Raw genomic sequence first — 25,376 nt, 5'->3', positions numbered from 1 at the left:
ATAAAAAATCATTCAAATATTCCCCTTTTTATTAAATATTTTCTAACAAGATCAAATTTCCCTTTAAAAAACTTGAAAAAATACTCGATTTTTGACAATGTTTAGGTGTTTTCTTTTTTTACTCAAGGAATATTTTTATGCATAACGAAAACTTAAAAGAATTGACCGTTCGAGGAATTATCCTCGGCGCATTGATTACAGTGATTTTCACTGCATCCAATGTGTATCTCGGTCTAAAAGTAGGGATGACATTCGCGTCATCTATTCCGGCGGCCGTCATTTCTATGGCTGTGCTCAAATTTTTCAAAGATTCTAGTATTCTTGAAAATAACATGGTGCAAACACAAGCATCTTCAGCGGGGACACTTTCTTCTGTGATCTTCGTCTTACCAGGCTTATTAATGATGGGTTACTGGCAAGACTTCCCATTCTGGCAAACTATGCTGATTTGTGCTGCTGGTGGTACATTAGGCGTGTTATTCACTATTCCATTACGCCGTGCGATGGTGGTAAACAGTGATTTACCTTATCCTGAAGGGGTAGCGGCTGCTGAAATCTTAAAAGCGGGTAATCATGAAGATGGCGATAGCGGTGTGAAAGATATTGCTTACGGTGGTGTTTTAGCGGGATTAGTTGCATTTTTAACTAACGGTTTACGCGTGATGGCTGATGGTGCAAGCGCTTGGATTCAAACTAGTAAAGCGGCTTTCCAATTACCAATGGGTTTCTCACTTGCCTTGCTTGGTGCAGGTTATTTAATTGGTATCGTAGGCGGTATTGCGATGTTGATCGGTGTTATTTTGACTTGGGGTGTGGCTGTGCCATATTTCACTATGTCAGGTGATATCGCAGCAGATGCAAGCTTAATTGATGCCGCAATGGTGGTTTGGAAAACAAAAGTTCGCTTTATTGGTGTAGGTACAATTGGTATTGCAGCGATTTGGACATTGCTGATTTTAATGAAACCAATGATTGAAGGAATGGTACATTCTTTCCGTATGTTGAAAGGTGGACAAGCTGAATCTGAGCATCGCGTTGATATCGACCTTTCTCCAAAAACAATGATTTATATCTTAATCGCGACAGTTGTGTTGATTGTTATTTCATTACATCACTTTATCGCAGCTGCACCGATTTCACCTGAGCTTTCCATTTTATTAGTGGTAGTTTGTACTTTCTTAGCTGTATTTATCGGCTTCTTCGTGGCCGCAGCTTCTGGTTATATGGCGGGTTTAGTAGGTTCATCTTCAAGCCCAATTTCTGGTATCGGGATTATTTCTGTTATCGTGATTTCATTGGTATTGGTGTCAATTGGTAATGCATCTGGCTTATTTGAAACCGTAGATGGTCAGAAATTTTTGACCGCACTTACACTTTTTACTGCGTCAATTGTATTAACCACCGCAACAATTTCTAACGATAACTTGCAAGATTTAAAAACGGGTTTATTAGTGGATGCGACACCTTGGCGTCAACAAGTCGCATTAATTATCGGCTGCTTTGTCGGTGCGCTTGTTATCGCGCCAGTATTGGAAATCTTATATCATGCGTATGGTTTCAGCGGTGCGTTGCCACGTCCAGATATGGATCCTTCACAAGCCCTATCTGCACCACAAGCAACATTAATGACCACCATTTCTCAAGGTATTTTCACAAATAAATTGGAATGGACTTATATCTTAACTGGTGTAGGTTTAGGCGCTGTGTTAATTACGATTGATGCATTCTTGAAAAAAGTCAGCAACAAAGTCTTTGGCTTGCCAGTTATTGCTGTGGGGATTGGTATTTACTTACCACCATCAATTAATATGCCTGTGATTGTGGGTGCATTCTTAGCGTGGATCATGACTCGTCATATTGCAAAACTTGGTAACAAAGAAGTGTCAGCTAAAGCAGAACGTTTCGGTACGCTTTTCTCTGCAGGTTTAATCGTAGGCGAAAGTTTAATGGGGGTCATTTTAGCATTCATTATTGCGGCTTCTGTTACCACTGGTGGTTCTGAAGCGCCATTATCCTTAAATCTTGAAAATTGGGATACTATTGGCGAGTGGTTAGGTTTAATCGTATTTATCGTGGGCATTGTGATTTTTGCATCTCGCGTATTACGTGCGAAAAAATCTGATTAATTCTTAAATTTATTTTAGAATAGGCTACCTTTTGGATAGCCTATTTTTTTATTATGAAATCTTACTTAAAAACACTTATTTTTTTCCCTCTAATTTTACAAGTAATCGTCACCGCACTTTTGATTTGGTTCGATGATGATTCAAGTGGCGTTATCGTTCCTTTTTCTAGCTATGCTCTCACAGCATTTCTTCTCGCCACTATTCCCGCATTTTTAACCGCACTTCTAGCTGCAAAATTCCGTTACACCCGTTATAACATTGCTTCGATTGTATTAGTTTCATCGATCATTTCATTTGTTTACTGCAATATGGCATCTTATTTTTATTTGTTATTGCTCGGCGAACAAGAAACGTCCTTTTGGGGCTGGTTGACCGAAGGGGGACTATCCCTCGGGTTAATAAGCACATGCGGAATGGTGTTTTATGCTCTATTTGTGATGCCGTGGTTGCTGCCAAAAACAAGATAATAATTTTATGCTTACGCTAAACGAACACTTACTTAACCAAGTATTGCTGATTGCTTATCAAGCGGGTAAGCATTTGCAACAGTTTTATCAAAAACAGGTTCATGTTGAATTGAAAGAAGACAACACGCCTGTGACGGAAGCGGATCTTTTTGTGAGCAAATTTTTAACAGAAAAATTGACCGCACTTTTCCCTAATGTCCCTGTTCTTTCTGAAGAAAATTGTCATATTTCCTTTGAAGAACGTAAAAATTGGAAAGAATATTGGTTGATTGATCCTCTTGATGGTACACAGCAATTTATTAATCGTACCGATCAATTTTCTGTGTTGATAACCTTAGTTCGTAAAAATAAACCCGTGTTAAGCGTTATTCATGCACCAATTTTATCGACAACTTATTATGCAATGCGTGATTTCGGCACGTTTAAAAAACAAGTGGATCAGGTAAAAAAACTCACTAAAAACACGATGAATTTTGACCGCCCTTTACGAATTGCGGTAGGTGCAACCACTTCACAAGAAAAAGTGCGGTCGATTTTACCGAAGGATTTTCCTTGTGAATTTGTTGTGGTGGGTTCAAGTAGCTTAAAAAGCGGTTTGGTGGCTGAAGGCGCAGTAGATTGTTATGTCCGTTTAGGACAAACAGGCGAATGGGATACCGCTGGCGCTGAAGTGATACTGGGTGAGACTCAGGGTGCCATTTTTGACTCTCATTTTGAGCCTTTAACCTATAACCAACGTGAAACCTTGATTAATCCGCATTTTGTCATGGTGGGCGATCAATCGCTCGATTGGCGTTCTATCTTTCAATTTAATTGATTGGTTCGATTGGTTTTTTTCTCTAGAATACGGCATTATTTTCGACATTACTCGGAATCTTATAAGGAATAATTATGCAAACTGATAATAACTGTATCGTCATTTTTGGTGCGTCTGGTGACTTAACTCACCGTAAACTCATTCCAGCCCTTTATAATCTCTACAAAATCGGGCGTTTGAGTGAAAACTTTTCCGTTCTAGGTGTTGCTCGCTCTGAGTTAAATGATGAAACTTTCCGCGAAAAAATGCGTGAGGCGTTAATCCATAATGAAGAAACAACACCAGAAACCTTAGATGCTTTCTGCTCTCATCTTTATTACCAAGCAGTGAATACTTCTGATGCTCAAGATTATGGCAAACTTGTTCCACGTTTAGATGATCTTCATGATAAATATCAAACTTGTGGTAACACGCTTTACTATATGTCCACCCCGCCAAGTCTTTATGGCGTGATTCCTGAGTGTTTGGCTGCACATGGTTTAAATACGGAAGAATATGGTTGGAAACGTATTATCGTTGAAAAACCTTTTGGTTATGATGAAAAAACAGCACAAGCACTAGACGTACAAATCCACCGTTTCTTTGAAGAACACCAAATTTATCGTATCGACCATTATTTAGGTAAAGAAACTGTTCAAAACTTGCTCGTATTACGTTTCTCAAATGGTTGGTTTGAACCGCTTTGGAACCGTAATTTCATTGATTATGTAGAAATTACTGGTGCAGAATCTATTGGCGTGGAAGAGCGCGGTGGCTATTATGATGGTTCTGGTGCAATGCGCGATATGTTCCAAAACCATTTATTGCAAGTATTAGCGATGGTGGCAATGGAGCCGCCAGCGATTATTAATGCGAATTCAATGCGTGATGAAGTAGCAAAAGTAATGCATAGTTTGCGTCCGTTAACTGCAGAAGATATGGAGCATAACCTTGTTTTAGGTCAATACACTGCGGCTGAAATTAACGGCAAAATGGAAAACGGCTATTTAGAAGAAAAAGGTGTACCAGCAGATTCTCGCACTGAAACCTACATCGCATTGCGTTGTGAAATTGAAAACTGGCGTTGGGCTGGTGTGCCATTCTATGTCCGTACGGGTAAACGCTTACCGGCTCGAGTGACTGAAATTGTGATCCATTTTAAAACTACGCCACATCCTGTGTTCAGCCAAAATGCACCAGAGAATAAATTGATTATTCGTATTCAACCTGATGAAGCAATTTCAATGCGTTTTGGTTTGAAAAAACCAGGCGCAGGTTTTGAAGCGAAAGAAGTATCAATGGATTTCCGTTATGCAGATTTAGCAGGCGCACAAGTATTAACCGCTTATGAACGCTTATTGTTAGATGCGATGAAAGGTGATGCTACCTTGTTTGCTCGTACTGATGCTGTGCATGCTGCATGGAAATTTGTGCAACCGATTTTAGATTACAAAGCTAATGGTGGTCGGATTCACGAATATGAAGCCGGCACTTGGGGCCCTGTGGCAGCCGATAAATTAATTGCAAAACAAGGCAAAGTTTGGCGTAAACCGACAGGTTTAATGAAGAAAAAAGTTTAATTAATCTAATGTAGGGTGGGATTTAGCCCACCGCTCTTAATATCTAACATAATAAATTGTGGGCTAAAACCCAACGGAAAATCAATGAACTATATCAGCTTCCCAACGGCTCAACACGCAGTCGATAAGATTGCACAAGAATTTTTGATTTATGGCCAATTAAATCACCCTGTGCATATTTCCCTTTCTGGTGGTTCAACGCCTAAGTTATTGTTTAAAACCCTAGCCAAAGCGCCTTATGCGGAACAAATTAACTGGAAGAATCTGCATTTTTGGTGGGGAGATGATCGTATGGTTCCGCCATCTGATCCTGAAAGTAACTATGGTGAAGTGCAAAAACTCTTATTCGATCATATTCAAATTCCAGCAGAAAATATTCATCGAATTCGTGGTGAAAATGAACCGCACTTTGAGCTAAAACGTTTCGAAGAAGAATTAAGTGCGGTCATTCCAAACGGTGTTTTTGATTGGATTATTTTAGGTATGGGAACAGACGGTCATACCGCGTCTCTCTTCCCACATCAAACCAATTTTGCTGATGAAAACCTTGTTGTCATTGCCAAGCACCCTGAAAGTGGTCAAATTCGCATTTCTAAAACAGCCAAACTCATTGAACAAGCCAAACGCATTACCTATTTGGTAACGGGTGAAAGTAAAGCGGAAATCCTCAAAGAAATTCAAACTACACCCGCTGAAAACCTCCCTTATCCAGCTGCAAAAATTAAAGCAAAAAATGGTGTAACGGAATGGTATTTGGATAAAGCGGCGGCTAAATTGCTATAACAAGTTGAGTATCAAATATCACCGGCTTGCAAAATGATAGACTACAAAGTGAATGAACCGATTTCAGTTAAACAATTTATTGAATTGCTAAATAAAACAACGCTCGGGGCACGCCGTCCGTTAGAGGATGAAAAACGTGTCGCAGCAATGTTACACCATGCGGATTTATTAGTGACCGCTTGGGATGGTGAACGATTAGTGGGTTTAGCACGTTCCGTGACGGATTTTGCCTATTGCTGTTATTTATCTGACTTAGCGGTTGATGAAAAATATCAAAAGCAAGGTATTGGATTGCAATTGATTGAACACACTAAGCAAGCCTTACATCCACAAGCCAAAATTGTGCTTTTATCGGCTCCACAAGCCGTGGATTATTATCCGCATATTGGATTTACGCAGCATATGAGTGCATGGACGAAGAGTTAATTTATTAGCATTGTATGGATTAAAGTAAGATTAAAATATAGATACATCAGATGCGGAGTGACTTAATGTTGAATTTAGATAATAAAAAATTTGTTGCTGTTGAAAACACCGCAAATGGTGAAGTGAGTAGCCAAACAGAATTTCATTATCATCAACAAGGTGAAATGATTTGGGCCGAATATTGTGGTGGTGAAATTTTAAAAGGTTTTTTAATTGGAAAATGGATTAACGATACTCAAGTTGAATTTACGTATCAACATTTAAATCAATCTCTAGAAAATCGTTTGGGGCGTTGTTGTACCACATTTTCTTTAGAAAATAGTAAACTCATTGGTCATGAAAAATGGCAGTGGTTAGACACGTTAGAGCAAGGTAACTCATTAATTAGAGAAATTTAAGTGAGGTTTTACCGCGGTAGAATATCTGTAATAACCTTCACATACTTTATAAAAAAATACTAAATAATAGGTGCGTGAGCACCTTACAAACAGGAGAAAACAATGTCAGTAAAAGGCGACATCGGTGTTATCGGCTTAGCCGTAATGGGGCAAAACCTCATTTTAAATATGAACGACCACGGGTTTAAAGTGGTGGCGTACAACCGTACCACCTCAAAAGTGGATGAATTTTTACAAGGTGCGGCAAAAGGCACCAATATTATCGGTGCATACTCTTTAGAAGATTTAGCTGCTAAATTAGAAAAACCACGTAAAGTGATGTTAATGGTGCGCGCAGGTGATGTGGTGGATCAATTCATTGAAGCATTATTACCACATTTAGAAGAGGGCGACATTATTATTGATGGTGGTAACTCAAACTACCCAGATACAAATCGTCGTGTAAAAGCGTTAGCGGAAAAAGGTATTCGCTTTATTGGTTCGGGGGTTTCTGGCGGTGAAGAGGGTGCACGTCACGGGCCTTCCATTATGCCTGGCGGTAATGCAGAAGCATGGCCATATGTTAAACCTATCTTCCAAGCAATCTCAGCTAAAACAGAACAAGGCGAACCTTGCTGTGACTGGGTTGGGGGTGAAGGCGCTGGCCACTTTGTGAAAATGGTTCACAATGGTATCGAATACGGCGATATGCAATTAATCTGTGAAGCCTACCAATTCTTAAAAGAAGGTTTAGGCTTAAGCTATGAAGAAATGAAAGCTATCTTCGCAGAATGGAAAAAAACGGAACTTGATAGTTATCTAATCGATATCACCACTGACATTCTTGGTTATAAAGATTCCGATGGTGAGCCATTAGTTGAAAAAATCTTAGATACCGCTGGTCAAAAAGGGACAGGTAAATGGACCGGTATCAACGCATTAGATTTCGGTATTCCATTAACCTTAATCACTGAATCCGTCTTTGCACGCTGTGTTTCTTCATTTAAAGATCAACGTGTTGCAGCAAATCAATTATTCAATAAAACTGTTACTCCAGTTGAAGGTGACAAAAAAGTTTGGATCGAAGCGGTGCGTAAAGCATTATTAGCTTCAAAAATCATCTCTTACGCACAAGGTTTTATGCTCATTCGTGAAGCATCAGAACAGTTTGGTTGGAATATCAACTATGGTGCAACCGCATTGTTATGGCGTGAAGGTTGTATCATTCGTAGCCGTTTCTTAGGTAACATCCGCGATGCGTACGAAGCGAACCCAGATTTAATCTTCTTGGGTTCAGATAGTTACTTCAAAGGTATTTTAGAAAACGCATTAAGCGACTGGCGTAAAATGGTGGCAAAATCTATCGAAGTGGGTATTCCAATGCCTTGTATGGCGTCTGCAATCACTTTCTTAGATGGTTACACTTCAGCACGTTTACCAGCAAACTTATTACAAGCACAACGTGATTATTTTGGTGCGCACACTTACGAGCGTACTGATAAACCACGTGGCGAATTCTTCCATACTAACTGGACAGGTCGTGGTGGGAATATAGCCTCTACCACTTATGATGTGTAGTTAAAAATTTTGATGAAAATTACCGCACTTTGAGATATTAAAGTGCGGTATTTTTTTATCTATTTTCTGTTTATATTTGAGAAATAAAAAACGGTGCTATTTCAGCACCGTTCTTTGTTATCGAATCACATTTTAAAGAATAACGTGAGAAAGACCTAAACCGATTAATAAGCAGAAAAGCATGCTCAATAAACCTGGAAGCATAAAGCTGTGGTTTAAAATGTATTTACCGATTTTGGTTGTACCCGTGGTATCGAAGTCAAGAGACGCGATGATTGGGCCATAGTTAGGGATAAAGAAGTAACCATTTACCGCAACAAATACACCGATTAATACTGGTGCTGGGATACCTAATGCGATACCAAGTGGGAACAATGTTGCTACTGTTGCACCTTGGCTGTTTACTAATACTGAAAGTACAAATAGCGCGAAAGCAAATGCCCATGGTGCAGTTTCAACTAAGCCTTTCACCATTTCTTTTACTTCGGTCATGTGCGCTTGCATCAAGGTGTCACCTAACCATGCAATACCGAAGATTGCGATTACTGCACGCATACCTGCGTGGAACACAGAACCTTTAGTGATTTCAGTGCCATCTGGTTTACAAGTTAAGATGATTAACGCACCAATCGATAACATAATGATTTCGATAGTGTGTGCCATACCCATTGGTTTACCATCAAATACCGGACGTAAAGATGGAACCGCACCCATGATTACAACAAGTAATGAACCAAATAAGAATAAAGAAACAGAAATTTTAGCTGTTTTGCTCACTTCTACTTCTTTGACTGAAGTGGTAGAAGCAAAAATATCTGCATATTTTGGATCATTTAAACGACGTTGATATTCCGGATCATCTTTTAATTCTTTACCCATTTTGTTTACAAATAAACAAGCAATAAAAATACCTAAGATGGTTGAAGGAATAGTTACCATTAATACGTCGCCAAGATGAATGCCTTGAGGTTCAAGGTAAGCTACGACCGCTACAACAGCTGCCGCAATAGGGCTTGCTACGATAGCAAATTGTGATGCGATTACCGCCATTGACATTGGACGTTCTGGACGGATACCGTTTTGACGGCTCACTTCAGCGATAACTGGTAATACAGAATATGCTACGTGACCAGTACCCGCTAAGAAAGTGAATAACCAAGTTACTGCTGGCGCGATAAAAGTAATATGTTTAGGATTACGACGTAAGATTTTCGTTGCGATTTTGATCATATAGTCTAAACCGCCAGCCGCTTGCATTGCCGCTGCTGCAGAAACTACAGCCATAATCATAAACATAACATCAATAGGTAAACCTGCTGGTTTTAGACCAAAGCCAAAAGAAAGAATAGCAAGGCCTAAACCACCAAATACACCTAACCCGATACCACCTACACGTGCACCCACAAAGATACACAATAATACGATGGCAAATTGTAGTAAGAACATTGCAGACATACTGCCCCCTAAGTTAATTAAAAAACATCTTTGTTTTATTTGTTAAAACAGCGCTTAATATAGCAACAAATAGGTATAGATTCCATAACATGGATCAATAAATTGTGGTCAAAAGTGCGGTTATTTCTAGTTTAGAAATAGATGTATAATTCAAGGTATTTAACGTTCATAAGAATTTTTTTGAAAGATAACCCAAGTGCGGTTATACTTGAACCCTATTTTGATGTACTTAATCAGTAGAGAAAACAATGCAAGAATTTATCCCAATGGCAACAGAGTTTGCTCAAAAACATACTCTTTTAGCGGTTTCTTGGTTTGCGATTTTCGTGATGGTAATTTATACCTTCTATAAAGGCGCAACGAGTAAATTTAAAGTCATCACTCACAATGAGGTGATTCGTTTAATCAACGCGGATGAAGCTATTGTGGTGGATTTACGTAGTATTGAAGAATTTCAACGTGGTCATATCATTGATAGCATTAATTTACTTCCAAGCGAAATTAAAAATCAAAACATCGGTAAAATTGAACAACACAAAGAAAAAGCAATTGTGTTGGTAGATATTAACGGTGTTTCCGCACCAGCTTCAGCTACACTTTTAGCGAAACAAGGTTTTAACCGTGTGTTTGTGTTAAAAGAAGGCATTTCTGCATGGGCAGCGGCAAATTTACCTTTAGTTAAAAAACATAAATAAGGAATCGAAAATGTCAGAACAAAAACAAGACGTTGCAGCAACAGAAGAACAACAACCGGTTCTTCAAATTCAACGTATTTATGTGAAAGATGTGTCTTTTGAAGCACCAAATCTGCCACATATTTTCCAACAAGAATGGAAACCAAAACTTGGTTTTGATTTAAGTACCGAAACAACCCAAGTTGGTGATGACTTATATGAAGTAGTATTAAACATTTCTGTTGAAACTACACTTGAAGATAGTGGTGATGTCGCATTTATTTGTGAAGTAAAACAAGCGGGCGTATTCACGATTAGCGGTTTAGAAGATGTTCAAATGGCGCATTGTTTAACCTCTCAATGCCCGAATATGCTTTTTCCTTATGCGCGTGAATTAGTGTCTAACCTAGTAAATCGCGGCACGTTCCCTGCGTTGAATTTATCTCCAGTAAACTTTGATGCATTATTTGTTGAATATATGAATCGTCAACAAGCAGAAAATGCAGAAGAAAAATCTGAAGAAGGTCAAACTAAACACTAATTAAGTGGTAAAACAAAAGGCAAGCTAGGAATCCTAACTTGCCTTTTTTGTTGTTAAAGTGCGGTCAATTAATAGCTTGAATTGATTAACACTTCTTCGCCATAGCCGCCTAAAGTTGGCATTGGTTGATAAGTAGAGTTTGCTGCACGCATTAAACGAATACCACGAATACCCGCTTCTTTAGCTGCTAGCACATCATCATCGCTGTCGCCATAGTGAATGGTAACTTTGTGCGCAATAATGCCTGGGGTTTTGTTGTATTTAGTTGTGCGTTCACGTCCGCCCATAAATTCAACAGGGTGCATATTTTTAATATCAAACGCTTTTTGTAATACAGGTGTTACGCCATCCACGTTCCCTGCAGTACGACCTGTAATAAAATAAATTTGGTCTCCACGTTCTTGGTGCATTTTGATCAAATCAACGCCGATTTGTTTTGGAATTGAGTATTTGTCGCAACCTGCGTTAACTTCATTCCAGAAATCTTGGTTTTTCAAGTAGTCTTGTTTACCTGGAGAATATTTTTGTTGACCATAATGGAAACAAGGGCTGCTGAAAAGTACGGTGTCATCAATATCAAAGCTGACATTAATTGGGCCTTTGCCTTCTAATTCTTTTTTGATTTGATCTACTGAGATCCAGTGAATTGGTTGTTCTTGCAACATTTCACGTGCATTTGTACCTGATTGAGTATAAGGCTCAGTTTTTCCTGCCATAGCTGGAATTGCTGCTGCGGTTAATAAAGCTACGACAGATAGCTTAATCATATTTTTCATAAAAACTCCTAGTTGGATGGTCATTGAATGCTATGTATCATACACATTCTATGTTTTATATCAATTTAAAGCAAACGTTTGCTATCTTGAAGTATGATCCGGCTCACATTTTTTGATTATTTTTGGCGAATAAATCGGCAAAAGAGTATTTTCCCTTGAATTTTGTTAATTTACCGCCATATAACGAACAACTTTTCACTTTATAAAGGACAGAACAATGACAACGATTGTAAGCGTACGTCGCAATGGGCAAGTCGTCGTAGGCGGTGATGGACAAGTTTCTTTAGGCAATACCGTAATGAAAGGTAATGCTCGTAAAGTACGCCGTTTATATAATGGTAAGGTACTTGCTGGTTTTGCGGGTGGAACGGCAGATGCATTTACACTTTTTGAATTATTTGAACGTAAACTTGAAATGCATCAAGGGCATTTGCTAAAAAGTGCGGTGGAATTAGCGAAAGATTGGCGTACAGATCGTGCACTTCGTAAGTTAGAAGCGATGTTAATTGTGGCGGATGAAAAAGAAAGTTTAATCATCACGGGTATTGGCGATGTGGTTCAGCCCGAAGAAGATCAAATTTTAGCAATCGGATCGGGTGGTAACTATGCGTTGTCTGCAGCACGTGCATTGGTGGAAAATACCGAACTTTCTGCTCGTGAAATTGTTGAAAAATCTTTAAGAATTGCTGGTGATATTTGCGTGTTCACAAATACCAATTTCACTATTGAAGAATTACCGAATTAAGGAAAAAGCTATGTCTGAAATGACTCCTCGCGAAATAGTTTCTGAATTAGATCAACATATTATTGGTCAAGCCGATGCAAAACGTGCTGTGGCGATTGCGTTGCGTAACCGTTGGCGTCGTATGCAGCTTCAAGAACCTCTGCGTCACGAAGTAACCCCAAAAAATATCCTGATGATTGGCCCAACTGGTGTGGGTAAAACTGAAATTGCGCGCCGTTTAGCAAAATTAGCTAACGCACCATTTATCAAAGTGGAAGCAACGAAATTTACTGAAGTAGGTTACGTGGGGAAAGAGGTGGATTCCATTATTCGTGATTTAACGGATAGTGCGATGAAGCTTGTTCGCCAGCAGGAAATTGCGAAGAACAGAGCAAGAGCTGAAGATGCTGCCGAAGAGCGTATCTTAGATGCTTTACTTCCTCCAGCTAAAAATCAATGGGGCGAAGTTGAAAACCATGATAGTCACAGCAGCACTCGCCAAGCGTTCCGTAAAAAATTACGTGAAGGTCAATTAGATGATAAAGAAATCGAAATTGATGTGTCGGCGGGCGTGTCTATGGGCGTTGAAATTATGGCTCCTCCGGGCATGGAAGAAATGACAAACCAGTTGCAATCATTGTTCCAAAATTTGGGTTCAGATAAAACGAAAAAACGCAAAATGAAAATTAAAGATGCGTTGAAAGCATTGATTGATGATGAAGCAGCGAAATTAATTAACCCTGAAGAACTTAAACAAAAAGCCATTGATGCTGTGGAACAAAATGGTATCGTCTTCATTGATGAAATCGACAAAATTTGTAAGAAAGGTGAATACAGTGGGGCTGATGTATCGCGTGAAGGCGTGCAACGTGATTTACTTCCGTTAGTGGAAGGTTCAACCGTTAGCACCAAACACGGAATGGTTAAAACTGATCATATCTTATTTATTGCATCTGGTGCATTCCAAGTTGCTCGTCCTTCAGATTTAATTCCAGAGTTGCAGGGACGTTTGCCGATTCGTGTGGAACTTACCGCATTAAGTGCGGCTGATTTTGAGCGTATTTTAACGGAGCCACATGCCTCTTTAACCGAGCAATACAAAGCCTTGATGGCAACAGAAGGGGTGAATATTGAATTTACAACCGACGCAGTGAAGAAAATTGCTGAGGCTGCATTCCGTGTGAATGAAAAAACGGAAAATATCGGTGCACGTCGTTTACATACGGTAATGGAACGTTTGATGGATAAAATTTCTTTCAGTGCAAGTGACATGAATGGTCAAACTATCAATATTGATGCGGCTTATGTAGCGGATGCACTTGGCGAAGTGGTTGAAAATGAAGATTTAAGTCGTTTTATTCTTTAAATATTTTCTTTCCTGATACAAGAAGTGCGGTGAATTTTCACCGCACTTTTTTGTTTTCTAAATTTAGAAATTAATTGGTTTTTAATTTGCTCCAATATTTTTCATAAATATCAACAGCTTCTCCTACATCGCCTTGCATAATTCCTTTTTCCACTTCTTCCGCAGGTGGGAATAATTTTGGATCGTTAGCAACTTCCGCGCTTAGCAGTGTTTTCGCCCCATTATTTGGCATAGAAAAGCCCATGCGTTCTACCACAACTTTGGCATTTTTTGGGCGAAGTAAGAAGTCAATGAACTTATGCGCGCCTTCAACATTTTTTGCTGTAGTTGGAATCGCATAGTTATCCATCCAGAAAATTGCGCCTTCTTTGGGATACACAAATTGAAGAGATGGATTTTCTTTATGTGCTAAATAAGCAGAACCATTCCAAATCATACCAATTGCTGCTTCACCTTGTACGTAAGGGACTTCTGGCGAATCAGAGTTAAAGGTCGCCACATTTGGTAAAAGTTTTTCTAAACGCTCATAAGCTGTTTTGATGTCTTCTTCATTGGTGGTATTTGGCGATTTACCATCAAGTAATAATGCTACGTGGAACACTTCACGCGCATCACTGGTCATAAGAACTTTACCTTTAAATTCAGGTTTCCATAAATCCGCCCAGCTGGTGATGGTTTTAGGATCAATTTCATCTGCATTAACTTCAATACCTGTTAAGCCGTAAACATAAGGTAATGAATATTTATTTTCTGGGTCGAATTCTTTATTTAATAAATGTTTAGGGATTTGATGAATATTGGTCAATTTACTTTGATCAATCGGTTGAAGCATCTTTTCCTTAATCATTTTATTTACGTAGTAACTTGATGGAAACACCAAATCATAGCCAGAGCCTGTATTCTGAGTAAGTTTGAGTTTCGCGTACATTTCTTCGTTGCTTTCAAAGGTAGAATAAATCACCTCGATGCCGGTTTCTTTAGAGAACTGTGCGACTAAATCAGAAGGTACATAGTCTGTCCAGTTATAGACGTAAAGTTTGTTATTGGCAAAAGCAGAAGCCGCGAAAAGTGCGGTAGTGGAAAGGAAAAGATTTTTGAGTGAGTGAGCAAAGAATTTTTTCAATTTATTGACCTCCGAGGGTTATCGTTCATCATAAAACGCGCAAATTTTGCGCGCGCGCAGTATAGCATTTTTTTCGTAAAAGGTTTGACATATTTCCCTTTCGGGGTAAGATTTTGCCAGTTTTTTCCTAAGAGATTTTTTATGCTTAATTTTGCCTATCAAGAACACGTTCGCTCTTATTATTTCGACTCTCGTAACCAAGATTTTCAATTCCCTCCATTAACTCAAATTGAACATGCTGATGTGTGTGTGATCGGGGCTGGATTTTTTGGTTTATCTGCGGCATTAGAACTGGCGGAGAAAGGAAAAAAAGTTATTGTATTAGAGGGCGCTCGAGTAGGCTTTGGTGCTTCTGGTCGCAGTGGTGGGCAGGCAATTAATGGTTTTGAAGAAGGCATTGATGAATACGTTAAACAAGTTGGCGAAGATAAAGCGCATAAACTTTGGAATATGTCATTAGAGGCCATTGATATTATTGATGAACGTATTGAAAAATATGGCATTCAGTGCGACTGGAAAAAAGGCTATGCCACATTGGCATTAAATGAACGCCGAATGGATGACTTAATTGAAATTGAAAAAGAAAGTCATGAGAATTTTGGCTATCAGAATATGCAACTTTGGGATAAGGCTAAATTAAAACAGCACTTAGGCAGTGATATTTATGTAGGGGGCTTATTTGATAGTAACTCAGGGCATTTACATCCACTTAATTATTGCTTAGGTTTAGCGAAAGCTTGTGTCGATCTTGGTGTTCAGATTTTTGAACAATCTCCCGTAGTGGATATGGTTGAGAAAAATGGTTGCGTTGAGGTTAAAACAGCTAAAAGTGCGGTTATTTCTCAAGACGTTATTTTAGCCACCAATGCTTATATTGATGCTCTCCCAAAATCTATTCATCACGGAATTAATCGTAAAATATTACCTGTAGAAAGTTTTATTATTGCCACAGAGCCGTTAAGCCAAGCGGTTGCTGATTCCGTGATTAATAATGGAATGTCGGTGTGCGATAACAATTTATTATTAGACTATTATCGTTTAAGTGCGGACAATCGCTTGCTCTTTGGTAGTGATTCTAGCTCAGAAAAAGATATGGTCGCGATTATGCGGAAAAATATGTTACGCGTATTCCCGCAACTTGAAAATGTAAAAATTGATTATGGATGGGCTGGTCCGATTGATATGACGTTAAATTCAACGCCACATTTTGGTCGTATTTCTCCGCACATTTATTTTGCTCATGGTTATTCTGGTCACGGTGTTGCTTTGACTGGTCTTGCGGGGCGAATTGTAGCGGAGGCGATTTTGGGTGACGATGAACGTTTATCTATTTTTGAAGGTCTGAAAGTCCCTTCTGTTTACGGTGGTCGAATTATCAAAGATCTTGCGACAAAAATTGGTGTGCAGTATTACAAATTTCTAGATAAATATCGTTAAGATATAAAAATGACCTAGTTTAAAAGCTAGGTCATTTTTTATAAGTGGGCTTATTTATCACCACATGTTTTAATTGCTTCTGTGCAAGAACCAAAGAATGAATGTTCGCTAAAAAATAAGTTTGTTCTGCTTCAGGAATGGAAAACGGCATCAACTTGAGCAAATCTTGATGGATGGCTAAAACTTGTGGAAAAATGACCGCACTTTGAATTTCTTCGAGCATTTCTGGATAAAGTGGTGAAACGCAAGCCCCTCGTTCTATTCGACCTAAGCTGCAAGCAATGTGGAGTAGCATAAAATCCATTTGAGGCGTATTCACATCAGCTTGCCAGTAATGAGCTAATCGATCTCGTAAACGAAATACCGCATCAATAATAGATTGATTTATTTGCCTGCGAATTTTCCAACGTTCTAGTTGCTTAAATAACCGCATTTGTTTTTATTAGTTCAAAATTTGTTCACTAATTTACCGCACTTTACTGAAATAAAACAGTGCACAGATCACAGTTTTGTAGCAAAATGGTAAAAAATTTGTAAGGATGTAAAAATGTTAGATTATGAGATGTTCAATCCATATGAAGGATTGATTTTTGATATGGATGGCACTTTAATCGATACCATGCCCGTGCATGCACAGGCTTGGACGATGGTGGGAGAGCGATTTGGCTATGAATTTGATTGCCAAATTATGTATAACTTCGGCGGGGCGACGGTTCGAACCATCGCGGGGGAAATGATGAAAGCAGCGAATATGCCACTTGATCGAATTGAGGATGTGTTGGCTGCAAAACGTGAGTTGTCTTATCAACTTATTCCGACTCAATCAAAGTTATTGCCAACCTTTGAAATTGTTAAATCTTTTCATCAGAAAAAGCCGATTGCTCTAGGTTCTGGCTCACACCGTAAAATTATTGATATGTTGATGGATAAACTGGCTATTGCACCTTACTTTAATGTCATTGTCAGTGCAGATGATGTAAAAGAACATAAACCACATCCAGAAACTTTTTTACGTTGTGCGGAATTAATTCAAGCGAATCCAAGTCGTTGTATCGTATTTGAAGATGCTGATTTAGGCGTGCAAGCGGGATTAAATGCGGGAATGGACGTGTTTGATGTGCGTACACGAGAAATCATTTCGCCAAGATAATGGATATTTTTTCATTTTTTAGCGCTGATTTTTGGCAAACTCATGCGTTATGCCTTATGTTTGTCAGTGCATTCTTGAGTGCAACGGTATTACCAGGTAATTCAGAAGTTGTGTTTGTTGCTATTGCTGTACCTAAATTAGTGTTGGGATCTTTATTTAGTACAGATATATTGGCACTCGTTTTTTTCGCCACGCTTGGCAATGGATTGGGGAGTTTAACTACTTACGGGATTGGGCGATGGATGCCAAAATTCGATCCAAAAAATCACCGCACTTTATGGGTCATGAATCAGATAAAGCGTTATGGGGCGATTACTTTACTTTTAAGCTGGTTACCTGTCGTTGGTGATTTATTTTGTGCCATAGCAGGTTGGTTAAGATTAAATTTTGTGGCAAGTAGCGTCTTTATCTTTCTTGGAAAACTGGTTCGTTATGTTGCGTTATTGTTTTTTAGTGCACCATTCTTATTATAAAATGCGCAAGAAAAAGCCCCACAATGAATGCGGGGCAAATAACCCAAGGAACCAATTTTATTAAAACAACTGCAAGTTGCTTGTTCTATGAGACTAGCACTTTATAAGAAAGTTCAAATTTTTCTAAAAATTTTTTAAATAAAAATTCGGGATAAAAAAAGCCCCACAATAAATGTGGGGCAAATAACCTAAGGAACCAATTTTATTAAAACAACTGCAAGTTGCTTGTTACATAAGACAATGAGCCTTGCCATAAAGTTCATTAGAATTTGCAAAAAAATGAACATTTATTCAAATTTATTTTTAATTTACTGATTTATAAGGAAAACTTTATGCCATTACTTGATAGTTTTAAAGTGGATCATACCAAAATGAATGCACCAGCAGTACGTGTTGCAAAAACGATGCGTACACCAAAAGGTGATGACATTACCATTTTTGATTTACGTTTTTGTATTCCAAATAAAGAAATTCTTCCTCCAAAAGGTATTCATACGCTTGAACATTTGTTTGCGGGTTTCATGCGTGATCATTTAAATAGCGATAGCGTTGAAATTATTGATATTTCTCCGATGGGATGTCGCACGGGATTCTATATGTCCTTGATTGGTACACCAAATGAACAGCAAGTAGCACAAGCTTGGTTGGCTTCAATGAAGGATATTTTAGGTGTGCGAGATCAAACAACTATCCCTGAATTAAATATTTATCAATGCGGTACTTATACCGAACATTCTTTGGAAGAAGCACACGAAATTGCAAAAAATGTTATCGCTCGTGGTGTGGACGTGAATAAAAATGAAGATTTGGCACTCGATGATTCGTTATTAAAATAGGAGAAATCATGACAACACTTGGCACAGCATTAACCCCTAATGCAACCAAAGTAATGATGTTGGGTTCTGGTGAACTAGGTAAAGAAGTAGTGATTGAATTGCAACGTTTAGGCGTTGAAGTTATTGCAGTTGATCGCTATGAAAATGCCCCAGCACAACAAGTGGCACATCGTGCATACACCATTTCTATGTTAGATGGTAATGCATTGAAAACGCTTGTGGAGAAAGAAAAGCCTGACTACATTGTTCCCGAAGTTGAAGCTATTTCGACTGCCACTTTGGTTGAATTAGAACAAGCCGGCTTTAATGTTGTGCCGACTGCAAAAGCCACTCAACTTACGATGAATCGTGAAGGGATTCGTCGTTTAGCTTCAGAAGAGTTAGGGCTACCAACTTCGCCTTACCAATTTGTGGATAATTTTTCGGACTTTCAAAGTGCGGTCGAAAAAATTGGTATTCCTTGCGTGGTGAAACCGATTATGTCTTCTTCTGGACATGGGCAAAGCATTTTAAAGTCTAAAGATGATATTCAAAAAGCTTGGGATTACGCGCAAGAAGGTGGGCGTGCTGGCGCTGGTCGAGTAATTGTTGAAGGTTTTGTCAAATTTGATTATGAAATCACGTTACTGACAGTACGCCATATCAATAGTACAAGTTTCCTCGCGCCAATAGGTCATCGTCAAGAAGATGGTGATTATCGGGAATCTTGGCAGCCTCAAGCTATGTCGGATATTGCACTATCAAAAGCGCAATCGATTGCTGAGAAGATTACCAGTGCATTGGGTGGATTCGGTATTTTCGGTGTAGAGATGTTTGTGTGTGGTGATGAGGTGATTTTCAATGAAGTATCACCGCGTCCTCATGATACAGGAATGGTAACGCTGATTTCTCAAGAGCTTTCTGAATTCGCTTTGCATGCTCGTGCGATTTTAGGTTTACCAATCCCCGAAATTACGTTGATTAGCCCATCGGCATCTAAAGCTATTGTTGTGGAAGGCAAATCACAAAATGTGCAATTTGGTGGAATCGAAAAAGCACTGGCACAACCTCATACTAATATTCGATTATTTGGCAAAGGTGAAGTGAATGGTCATCGACGCTTAGGCGTTTTACTTGCGCGCGATGTATCCGTTGAAAAAGCGTTGGAAAAGGTAAAACAAGCTTATGAACAGCTAGAAATTAGTTTATAAAAATCGAAAGTGCGGTAAAAATTTATTGCATTTTATTAAATGACTAACAATTGATTTTTTTAGCAATATTAGGCTCATAAAAACGCACTTTCTACAAAGTGCGTTTTATTTTTAGAAGCGATTAATTAGCAATCTTGCTTACCATAAGCATCTTGGCGAAGAATGTGACGAACACCTTCATCAAATTCTGCCAATACGCGATCTGCATCTTTTGGATCTTTACCGCGCGCATCTAAGTAGAATTTAATTTTTGGTTCAGTACCTGAAGGACGAGCAATTAAGCGTCCGTCATTTTCTAAGTTGAATACAAGGATATCGCTTTGACGATCTGTTTTAGTATGATCGATAAATTGCGCCACTTTCACGCTAGCAATTTCTGCTGGTGGATTGTTACGAAGTGCGGTCATTAATTTTCCAATTTCTGAAAGATCGCTGACTCGAATAGAGATTTGTCCACTTACATAAGCACCAAATTCTTTGGTAAATTCATCAGCATAATCTGCTAAAGTTTTGCCTTGTTTTTTCAAGTTACGCACAAGATCTAAGAACACGATTGCTGCAGAAATACCGTCTTTATCGCGTACTTTGTCTGGGTCCACTAAATAGCCCAATGCCTCTTCAAAACCGAACAATAAGCCAGATACTTTACCGATGTATTTGAAACCAGTTAAGGTTTCTTCTGATTGGAAACCGTATTTTTTCGCAATTTCAGCGAGTGCAGGAGAAGAAACAAGTGAGCAAGCCAATGTGCCTTGTTTACCTTGATATTGTTTTGCTAAGTACCAACCTAAGAAACAGCCTACTACGTTGCCGTGTAGTGATTTCCAGTTGCCTTGCGCATCAGGCACCGCAACGGCTAAACGGTCTGCATCTGGGTCATTAGCAATGATAAATTCAGCATTCTTTTCTTTTGCCACTTTAATTGCTAAATCTAATGCGCCTTTTTCTTCTGGATTTGGGAAATTCACAGTTGGGAATGTGCCATCTGGCCAAACTTGATCTGCGACTACGTGAGGTTGTGGTAAGCCTGCTTTTGCTAGCGTTTTACTTAAAACTTCATAGCCAACACCGTGCATAGCGGTATAAACATAGTTAATGTCGCAAGCTGGCTCTTTAGCTAATGATGCAGTTTTTGTAATGTACGCATCTACAACTTCATCATTTAACACTACATAATTATCGCTACGTGGTAAATCTTGGATATTGCCAGCCGCAACTTTATCAATTAATGCTGCGATGTCTTTATCTGCCGGTGAAACGATTTGACCGCCGCCATTTGCTTTGCCCAAATACACTTTATAGCCGTTATCTTCCGGTGGATTATGGCTTGCTGTTACCATTACACCTGCAGTGGTATCAAAATATTGGACAGCATAAGCTAAAACTGGAGTCGGTAATTTGCGTGGTAATAAATAGGCTTTTACGCCTGCGCCTGCCATAATTTCAGCGGTGTCACGGGCAAATACATCAGAGTTTTTACGGCCATCGTAACCAATTACGATTGATGGTTCTTTATCGTAACCTTTTAAATATTCCGCTAAACCGCCAGCAGCTTGAGAAACTAACACTCGGTTCATCCCCATTGAGCCAGCTTGTAAACGGCCACGTAAACCAGCCGTACCAAATTGTAAGCGACCATCAAAACGTGCGTGCAATTCTGCTTCAACCGCTTTATCTCCGCCTTTTGCCGCATCTAAAAGTGCGGTTAATTCTGCACGAGTTTCTGCGTCAGGATCTTGGTTTAACCAATTTTGCGCTATATGAAAAAGAGTTGTCATAGGATCATCCTTATTCTCTTGAAATAAATCGCTGTTAGACTAGCCGAAATCACCCAAAATGGGAACGGATAATTATCAAAATTTTGATCTATTTAACATTTTTTGTTCACGCAATCGGTTATCCGAGCGAATTAGGAAAGCCGTTTGTTGCATAGGCATTTATTTGAAAAATTCGCTATAATACCACCTCAATATTTACGGCAAAATTTAACCGCACTTTAAGGATTTTCAATGTCATCCCAGCCTCGTTTCGTCCATCTTCGCACGCACACAGATTTTTCGATGATTGATAGTATTGTCAAAGTGAAACCTCTGGTGAAAGCTTGTGCTGCCAATGAAATGGTCGCGATGGGATTAACGGATTTTACTAATTTTTGTGGTGTGGTGCGTTTTTATGGCGAAATGCTTTCTTCGGGGATGAAGCCAATTATCGGGGCAGATGTAAAGGTCAAAAGCGCATTGTGTGGCGATGAATACTTTGATCTTACTTTGCTGGCTAAAAATAACGAAGGCTATAAAAACATTACATTATTACTCTCAAAAGCCTATCAGCGCGGTTATGATGACTATCCTTATATCGATCAAAATTGGTTAATTGAACATCGCGAGGGAGTGATTATTTTATCGGGAGGGACGCAAGGCGATGTAGGTAAAAAATTGTTGAAAGAAAACGTAGCCGAAATTGAAAGTGCGGTCGCTTTTTACCAAGAGTTTTTTGCTGATCATTTTTATCTTGCGCTTACGCGCACTGGCAGACCTGATGAAGAACGTTATATCCAAGCAGCATTAAAATTAGCTAAAAGTCATGGATTGCCTTTGGTGGCGACGAACGATGTGATGTTTTTGAAATCTGATGATTTTGAGGCTCATGAAATTCGCGTAGCGATTCACGATGGCTATACTTTAGACGATCCTAAACGTCCAAAATGTTATACCTCACAGCAATATTTCCGCAGCGAAGACGAAATGTGTAAGCTGTTTGCAGACATTCCTTCCGCTCTCGAAAATACCTTATTAATTGCGCAGCGTTGTAGTGTGACTTTGCGCCTTGGTCAATATTTCTTGCCTCAATTCCCGACGGGAGATTTAAGTACAGAAGATTTCTTAGTGCAAAAAGCTAAAGAAGGTTTGGAAGAACGTTTAGCTTTTTTATTCCCTGATGAAAAAGTGCGGTTAGAAAAACGGCCAAAATATGATGAACGTTTGCAAGTTGAGCTAGATGTAATTAACCAAATGGGGTTCCCGGGTTATTTCTTGATCGTAATGGAATTTATTCAATGGTCTAAGGATAACGATATTCCAGTAGGGCCCGGTCGTGGTTCTGGTGCGGGTTCATTAGTGGCTTATGCATTAAAAATCACTGATTTAGATCCGTTAGAGTTTGATTTGCTATTTGAGCGTTTCTTAAATCCAGAACGTGTGTCTATGCCTGATTTCGACGTGGATTTCTGTATGGACGGTCGCGATCGCGTGATTGAACACGTTGCTGAAACCTACGGCCGTGGCGCGGTATCACAAATTATTACCTTTGGTACAATGGCGGCAAAAGCGGTGATTCGTGATGTGGGGCGCGTATTGGGGCATCCGTATGGTTTCGTTGATCGTATTTCGAAATTAATTCCGCCAGATCCTGGAATGACGCTTGCGAAAGCATTTGAAGCCGAACCACAATTACAGACCGCCTACGACAGCGATGAAGAAGTGCAAGCGTTGATTGATATGGCGCGTAAGCTGGAAGGTGTGACGCGTAATGCGGGTAAACATGCTGGAGGCGTGGTCATTTCGCCAACCTTAATTACTGATTTTGCACCGCTCTATTGTGATAATGAAGGCTTACATCCGGTTACTCACTTTGATAAAAATGATGTGGAATATGCGGGGCTTGTTAAATTCGACTTCTTAGGCTTGCGCACTCTCACCATCATTAAATGGGCATTGGATATGATTAATGCTCGTATGGTGCGTGAAGGCAAGCCTCGAGTTGATATTGCCTCCATTCCACTTGATGATCCTGAATCTTTTGAATTACTTAAACGTTCCGAAACTACAGCCGTGTTCCAGCTGGAATCGCGAGGTATGAAGGATTTGATTAAGCGCCTGCAGCCTGACTGTTTTGAGGATATTATCGCGTTGGTGGCATTGTTCCGTCCTGGTCCGTTACAATCAGGTATGGTGGATAACTTTATCGACCGTAAACATGGGCGAGAAGAAGTTTCTTACCCTGACGCAGAATATCAACATGAAAGCTTGAAACCTATTCTTGAGCCGACTTACGGTATTATTTTGTATCAAGAACAAGTGATGCAAATTGCGCAGGTGTTGGCTGGCTATACCTTGGGTGGGGCTGACTTATTGCGTCGAGCAATGGGTAAAAAGAAACCAGAAGAAATGGCAAAACAGCGTTCTGTATTTAAAGAAGGTGCGGAGAAAAACGGCGTAGATGGCGAGCTATCCATGAAGATTTTCGACTTGGTGGAAAAATTTGCTGGCTATGGTTTTAATAAATCTCACTCCGCTGCTTATGCCTTGGTGTCTTACCAAACCCTTTGGCTCAAAACCCATTTCCCTGCAGAATTTATGGCTGCAGTGATGACATCTGAAATGGATAATACGGATAAAATCGTAGGTTTGTACGATGAATGTTTACGTATGGGCTTAAAAGTAACGCCACCAGATATTAATATCGGCAAACACCATTTTAGCGTCAATGAACAAGGCGAAATTGTATATGGGATTGGTGCGATTAAAGGGGTAGGAGAAGGCCCGATTGAAGCACTTGTGACGGCAAGAAATGAAGGGGGGATTTTCAAAGATTTATTCGATTTATGCGCTCGTGTAGATTTGAAAAAAATTAACCGTCGTACCTTTGAAAGCCTAATTATGTCGGGTGCCTTTGATAAATTAGGCCCACATCGCGCCGCACTTTCTAAGAATTTAGAAGATGCGCTTAGAGCGTCCGATCAGCATGCGAAAGATGAAGCAATGGGGCAAACGGATATGTTCGGTGTGCTGACTGAAACCCATGAAGAAGTGGAAAATGCCTACTCCAATACACCGCCTTATACCGAAAAACAAATCCTTGATGGTGAGCGAGAAACCTTGGGGCTTTATTTAAGCAGCCATCCTGTTAGCCGTTATTTAAAAGAACTTTCCCATTACACATCGACGCGGTTGAAAGATCTTGCACCCAATCGCCGTGGACAAATTAGCACTGTGGCGGGATTATTGGTCGCATCACGAATTGCAATCACAAAAAAAGGCAATCGCTTAGGCATTGCTACATTAGACGATCGTTCTGGTCGCTTAGATTTAACATTATTTGGCGAAAGCCTAGAGCAATTTGGTGAGAAATTACAAAAAGATACCGTTGTTGTTGCTTCTGGGCAAGTGAGCTTTGATGATTTTTCTGGCGGCTTAAAAATGGCGGTGCGAGAGTTAATGACCTTGGATGAGGCGCGTTCTCGTTATGTCAAATCTTTAGCTATTAGTCTTTCTGATCATCAAATTACACCAAGTTTCATTAAACAACTTAAAGCATTACTTGAGCCAGTGAGTGGTGGAACCTTGCCGATTAACGTGTATTATCAAAGTCCGAAAGGTCGTGCGTTGTTACGTTTAGGCGTGCAATGGTCAATTATTCCAACAGATGAAATTCTGACGGAATTAGTGAATTTACTTGGCGAAAGTGCGGTGGAATTAGAGTTTGAATAAGACAAAGGC

The 25,376-nt window shown here is 39.5% G+C and carries 23 protein-coding genes; 18 read left to right on the top strand and 5 right to left on the bottom strand.

Annotated features, from left to right (window positions below; all coding sequences use genetic code 11):
• The first annotated feature begins 137 nt into the window (after window positions 1–137).
• The 8 genes from DV424_RS03080 (at window position 138) to gnd (ending at window position 8,133) form a co-directional block, all read left to right on the top strand.
• Window positions 138–2,126: an OPT family oligopeptide transporter gene (locus DV424_RS03080; RefSeq protein WP_118859029.1), complete on the top strand. Its 1,989-nt coding sequence runs from the start codon at window positions 138–140 to the stop codon at window positions 2,124–2,126.
• Between the two features lie 53 nt (window positions 2,127–2,179).
• Window positions 2,180–2,593: a hypothetical protein gene (locus tag DV424_RS03075; protein ID WP_118859028.1), complete on the top strand. Its 414-nt coding sequence runs from the start codon at window positions 2,180–2,182 to the stop codon at window positions 2,591–2,593.
• A 7-nt stretch (window positions 2,594–2,600) separates the two neighbouring features.
• On the top strand, window positions 2,601–3,410 hold the full coding sequence (cysQ, locus tag DV424_RS03070; RefSeq protein WP_118859027.1) for a 3'(2'),5'-bisphosphate nucleotidase CysQ: 810 nt from the start codon (window positions 2,601–2,603) through the stop codon (window positions 3,408–3,410).
• Window positions 3,411–3,484: 74 nt separating this feature from the next.
• Window positions 3,485–4,969: a glucose-6-phosphate dehydrogenase gene (zwf, locus tag DV424_RS03065; RefSeq protein ID WP_118859026.1), complete on the top strand. Its 1,485-nt coding sequence runs from the start codon at window positions 3,485–3,487 to the stop codon at window positions 4,967–4,969.
• 84 nt (window positions 4,970–5,053) lie between these two features.
• Window positions 5,054–5,752, top strand: coding sequence for a 6-phosphogluconolactonase (gene pgl, locus DV424_RS03060; RefSeq protein WP_118859025.1), 699 nt, complete (start codon window positions 5,054–5,056; stop codon window positions 5,750–5,752).
• Between the two features lie 33 nt (window positions 5,753–5,785).
• Window positions 5,786–6,178 carry a GNAT family N-acetyltransferase gene (locus tag DV424_RS03055; RefSeq protein WP_118859024.1) on the top strand — a complete coding sequence of 131 codons (393 nt, stop codon included), beginning with the start codon at window positions 5,786–5,788 and terminating at the stop codon, window positions 6,176–6,178.
• A 65-nt stretch (window positions 6,179–6,243) separates the two neighbouring features.
• Window positions 6,244–6,576 carry an avidin-fold protein gene (locus tag DV424_RS03050; RefSeq protein WP_118859023.1) on the top strand — a complete coding sequence of 111 codons (333 nt, stop codon included), beginning with the start codon at window positions 6,244–6,246 and terminating at the stop codon, window positions 6,574–6,576.
• A gap of 102 nt (window positions 6,577–6,678) precedes the next feature.
• Complete coding sequence (gnd, locus tag DV424_RS03045; RefSeq protein WP_118859022.1) at window positions 6,679–8,133, top strand: decarboxylating NADP(+)-dependent phosphogluconate dehydrogenase; 1,455 nt, start codon at window positions 6,679–6,681, stop codon at window positions 8,131–8,133.
• 132 nt (window positions 8,134–8,265) lie between these two features.
• On the opposite strand, the gene DV424_RS03040 is transcribed toward gnd, so the two are convergent.
• A complete protein-coding gene (locus tag DV424_RS03040) occupies window positions 8,266–9,588 on the bottom strand; it encodes an anaerobic C4-dicarboxylate transporter (RefSeq protein ID WP_118776362.1) in 1,323 nt (440 codons plus the stop codon).
• 248 nt (window positions 9,589–9,836) lie between these two features.
• Between DV424_RS03040 and DV424_RS03035 the strand changes: the two genes are divergently transcribed.
• Both DV424_RS03035 and secB read left to right on the top strand, forming a co-directional pair.
• A complete protein-coding gene (locus DV424_RS03035; protein WP_005635667.1) occupies window positions 9,837–10,283 on the top strand; it encodes a rhodanese-like domain-containing protein in 447 nt (148 codons plus the stop codon).
• 10 nt (window positions 10,284–10,293) lie between these two features.
• Window positions 10,294–10,803, top strand: a complete 510-nt coding sequence (gene secB / locus DV424_RS03030; protein ID WP_005629412.1) for a protein-export chaperone SecB — start codon at window positions 10,294–10,296, stop codon at window positions 10,801–10,803.
• A 68-nt stretch (window positions 10,804–10,871) separates the two neighbouring features.
• On the opposite strand, the gene aphA is transcribed toward secB, so the two are convergent.
• Entirely contained in the window at window positions 10,872–11,579 is a 708-nt protein-coding gene (aphA, locus tag DV424_RS03025; protein WP_118776364.1) for an acid phosphatase AphA, read from the bottom strand.
• A gap of 217 nt (window positions 11,580–11,796) precedes the next feature.
• Between aphA and hslV the strand changes: the two genes are divergently transcribed.
• The gene (hslV, locus tag DV424_RS03020; RefSeq protein WP_005652018.1) at window positions 11,797–12,324 is read left to right on the top strand and encodes an ATP-dependent protease subunit HslV; all 528 of its coding nucleotides are present in this window, start codon (window positions 11,797–11,799) and stop codon (window positions 12,322–12,324) included.
• Between the two features lie 10 nt (window positions 12,325–12,334).
• On the top strand, window positions 12,335–13,669 hold the full coding sequence (gene hslU, locus DV424_RS03015) for an HslU--HslV peptidase ATPase subunit (protein WP_118859021.1): 1,335 nt from the start codon (window positions 12,335–12,337) through the stop codon (window positions 13,667–13,669).
• Between the two features lie 70 nt (window positions 13,670–13,739).
• Here the strand turns inward: hslU and DV424_RS03010 are convergent, their stop codons facing one another.
• Window positions 13,740–14,792: an extracellular solute-binding protein gene (locus DV424_RS03010; protein WP_118859020.1), complete on the bottom strand. Its 1,053-nt coding sequence runs from the start codon at window positions 14,790–14,792 to the stop codon at window positions 13,740–13,742.
• Between the two features lie 141 nt (window positions 14,793–14,933).
• Between DV424_RS03010 and DV424_RS03005 the strand changes: the two genes are divergently transcribed.
• Window positions 14,934–16,229: an NAD(P)/FAD-dependent oxidoreductase gene (locus DV424_RS03005; protein WP_118781869.1), complete on the top strand. Its 1,296-nt coding sequence runs from the start codon at window positions 14,934–14,936 to the stop codon at window positions 16,227–16,229.
• Window positions 16,230–16,260: 31 nt separating this feature from the next.
• Here the strand turns inward: DV424_RS03005 and DV424_RS03000 are convergent, their stop codons facing one another.
• Entirely contained in the window at window positions 16,261–16,662 is a 402-nt protein-coding gene (locus tag DV424_RS03000; protein ID WP_118859019.1) for a PRD domain-containing protein, read from the bottom strand.
• Window positions 16,663–16,776: 114 nt separating this feature from the next.
• Here DV424_RS03000 and DV424_RS02995 point away from each other — a divergent pair, with 114 nt between their 5' ends.
• From DV424_RS02995 to purT, 4 genes are all read left to right on the top strand, one after another.
• Window positions 16,777–17,379 carry a beta-phosphoglucomutase family hydrolase gene (locus DV424_RS02995; protein ID WP_118859018.1) on the top strand — a complete coding sequence of 201 codons (603 nt, stop codon included), beginning with the start codon at window positions 16,777–16,779 and terminating at the stop codon, window positions 17,377–17,379.
• On the top strand, window positions 17,379–17,852 hold the full coding sequence (locus DV424_RS02990) for a YqaA family protein (protein WP_118859017.1): 474 nt from the start codon (window positions 17,379–17,381) through the stop codon (window positions 17,850–17,852). Before DV424_RS02995 ends, DV424_RS02990 begins: the two co-directional genes overlap by 1 nt.
• A 332-nt stretch (window positions 17,853–18,184) precedes the next feature.
• On the top strand, window positions 18,185–18,688 hold the full coding sequence (gene luxS / locus DV424_RS02985) for an S-ribosylhomocysteine lyase (protein WP_118859016.1): 504 nt from the start codon (window positions 18,185–18,187) through the stop codon (window positions 18,686–18,688).
• Window positions 18,689–18,696: 8 nt separating this feature from the next.
• Complete coding sequence (gene purT / locus DV424_RS02980; RefSeq protein WP_118859015.1) at window positions 18,697–19,878, top strand: formate-dependent phosphoribosylglycinamide formyltransferase; 1,182 nt, start codon at window positions 18,697–18,699, stop codon at window positions 19,876–19,878.
• Between the two features lie 125 nt (window positions 19,879–20,003).
• Here purT and DV424_RS02975 read toward each other — a convergent pair whose 3' ends face one another.
• The gene (locus DV424_RS02975) at window positions 20,004–21,656 is read right to left on the bottom strand and encodes a phospho-sugar mutase (protein WP_118859014.1); all 1,653 of its coding nucleotides are present in this window, start codon (window positions 21,654–21,656) and stop codon (window positions 20,004–20,006) included.
• 231 nt (window positions 21,657–21,887) lie between these two features.
• Between DV424_RS02975 and dnaE the strand changes: the two genes are divergently transcribed.
• Entirely contained in the window at window positions 21,888–25,367 is a 3,480-nt protein-coding gene (gene dnaE, locus DV424_RS02970) for a DNA polymerase III subunit alpha (RefSeq protein WP_118859013.1), read from the top strand.
• Window positions 25,368–25,376: the final 9 nt, after the last annotated feature.

It is taken from the genome of Haemophilus haemolyticus, from assembly GCF_003493605.1.
In the GTDB taxonomy this organism is placed as follows: domain Bacteria; phylum Pseudomonadota; class Gammaproteobacteria; order Enterobacterales; family Pasteurellaceae; genus Haemophilus; species Haemophilus haemolyticus_J.
Note: the sequence above shows the minus strand (reverse complement) of the source record. Positions and strands in the feature narration are given on the sequence as shown.

Bases quoted from the DNA above. Each gene is read 5' to 3' on its own strand.
- DV424_RS03080 (WP_118859029.1), top strand. From the start codon at position 138: ATGCATAACGAAAACTTAAAAGAATTGACCGTTCGAGGAATTATCCTC.
- DV424_RS03075 (WP_118859028.1), top strand. From the start codon at position 2,180: ATGAAATCTTACTTAAAAACACTTATTTTTTTCCCTCTAATTTTACAA.
- cysQ (WP_118859027.1), top strand. From the start codon at position 2,601: ATGCTTACGCTAAACGAACACTTACTTAACCAAGTATTGCTGATTGCT.
- zwf (WP_118859026.1), top strand. From the start codon at position 3,485: ATGCAAACTGATAATAACTGTATCGTCATTTTTGGTGCGTCTGGTGAC.
- pgl (WP_118859025.1), top strand. From the start codon at position 5,054: ATGAACTATATCAGCTTCCCAACGGCTCAACACGCAGTCGATAAGATT.
- DV424_RS03055 (WP_118859024.1), top strand. From the start codon at position 5,786: ATGATAGACTACAAAGTGAATGAACCGATTTCAGTTAAACAATTTATT.
- DV424_RS03050 (WP_118859023.1), top strand. From the start codon at position 6,244: ATGTTGAATTTAGATAATAAAAAATTTGTTGCTGTTGAAAACACCGCA.
- gnd (WP_118859022.1), top strand. From the start codon at position 6,679: ATGTCAGTAAAAGGCGACATCGGTGTTATCGGCTTAGCCGTAATGGGG.
- DV424_RS03040 (WP_118776362.1), bottom strand. From the start codon at position 9,588: ATGTCTGCAATGTTCTTACTACAATTTGCCATCGTATTATTGTGTATC.
- DV424_RS03035 (WP_005635667.1), top strand. From the start codon at position 9,837: ATGCAAGAATTTATCCCAATGGCAACAGAGTTTGCTCAAAAACATACT.
- secB (WP_005629412.1), top strand. From the start codon at position 10,294: ATGTCAGAACAAAAACAAGACGTTGCAGCAACAGAAGAACAACAACCG.
- aphA (WP_118776364.1), bottom strand. From the start codon at position 11,579: ATGAAAAATATGATTAAGCTATCTGTCGTAGCTTTATTAACCGCAGCA.
- hslV (WP_005652018.1), top strand. From the start codon at position 11,797: ATGACAACGATTGTAAGCGTACGTCGCAATGGGCAAGTCGTCGTAGGC.
- hslU (WP_118859021.1), top strand. From the start codon at position 12,335: ATGTCTGAAATGACTCCTCGCGAAATAGTTTCTGAATTAGATCAACAT.
- DV424_RS03005 (WP_118781869.1), top strand. From the start codon at position 14,934: ATGCTTAATTTTGCCTATCAAGAACACGTTCGCTCTTATTATTTCGAC.
- DV424_RS03000 (WP_118859019.1), bottom strand. From the start codon at position 16,662: ATGCGGTTATTTAAGCAACTAGAACGTTGGAAAATTCGCAGGCAAATA.
- DV424_RS02995 (WP_118859018.1), top strand. From the start codon at position 16,777: ATGTTAGATTATGAGATGTTCAATCCATATGAAGGATTGATTTTTGAT.
- DV424_RS02990 (WP_118859017.1), top strand. From the start codon at position 17,379: ATGGATATTTTTTCATTTTTTAGCGCTGATTTTTGGCAAACTCATGCG.
- luxS (WP_118859016.1), top strand. From the start codon at position 18,185: ATGCCATTACTTGATAGTTTTAAAGTGGATCATACCAAAATGAATGCA.
- purT (WP_118859015.1), top strand. From the start codon at position 18,697: ATGACAACACTTGGCACAGCATTAACCCCTAATGCAACCAAAGTAATG.
- DV424_RS02975 (WP_118859014.1), bottom strand. From the start codon at position 21,656: ATGACAACTCTTTTTCATATAGCGCAAAATTGGTTAAACCAAGATCCT.
- dnaE (WP_118859013.1), top strand. From the start codon at position 21,888: ATGTCATCCCAGCCTCGTTTCGTCCATCTTCGCACGCACACAGATTTT.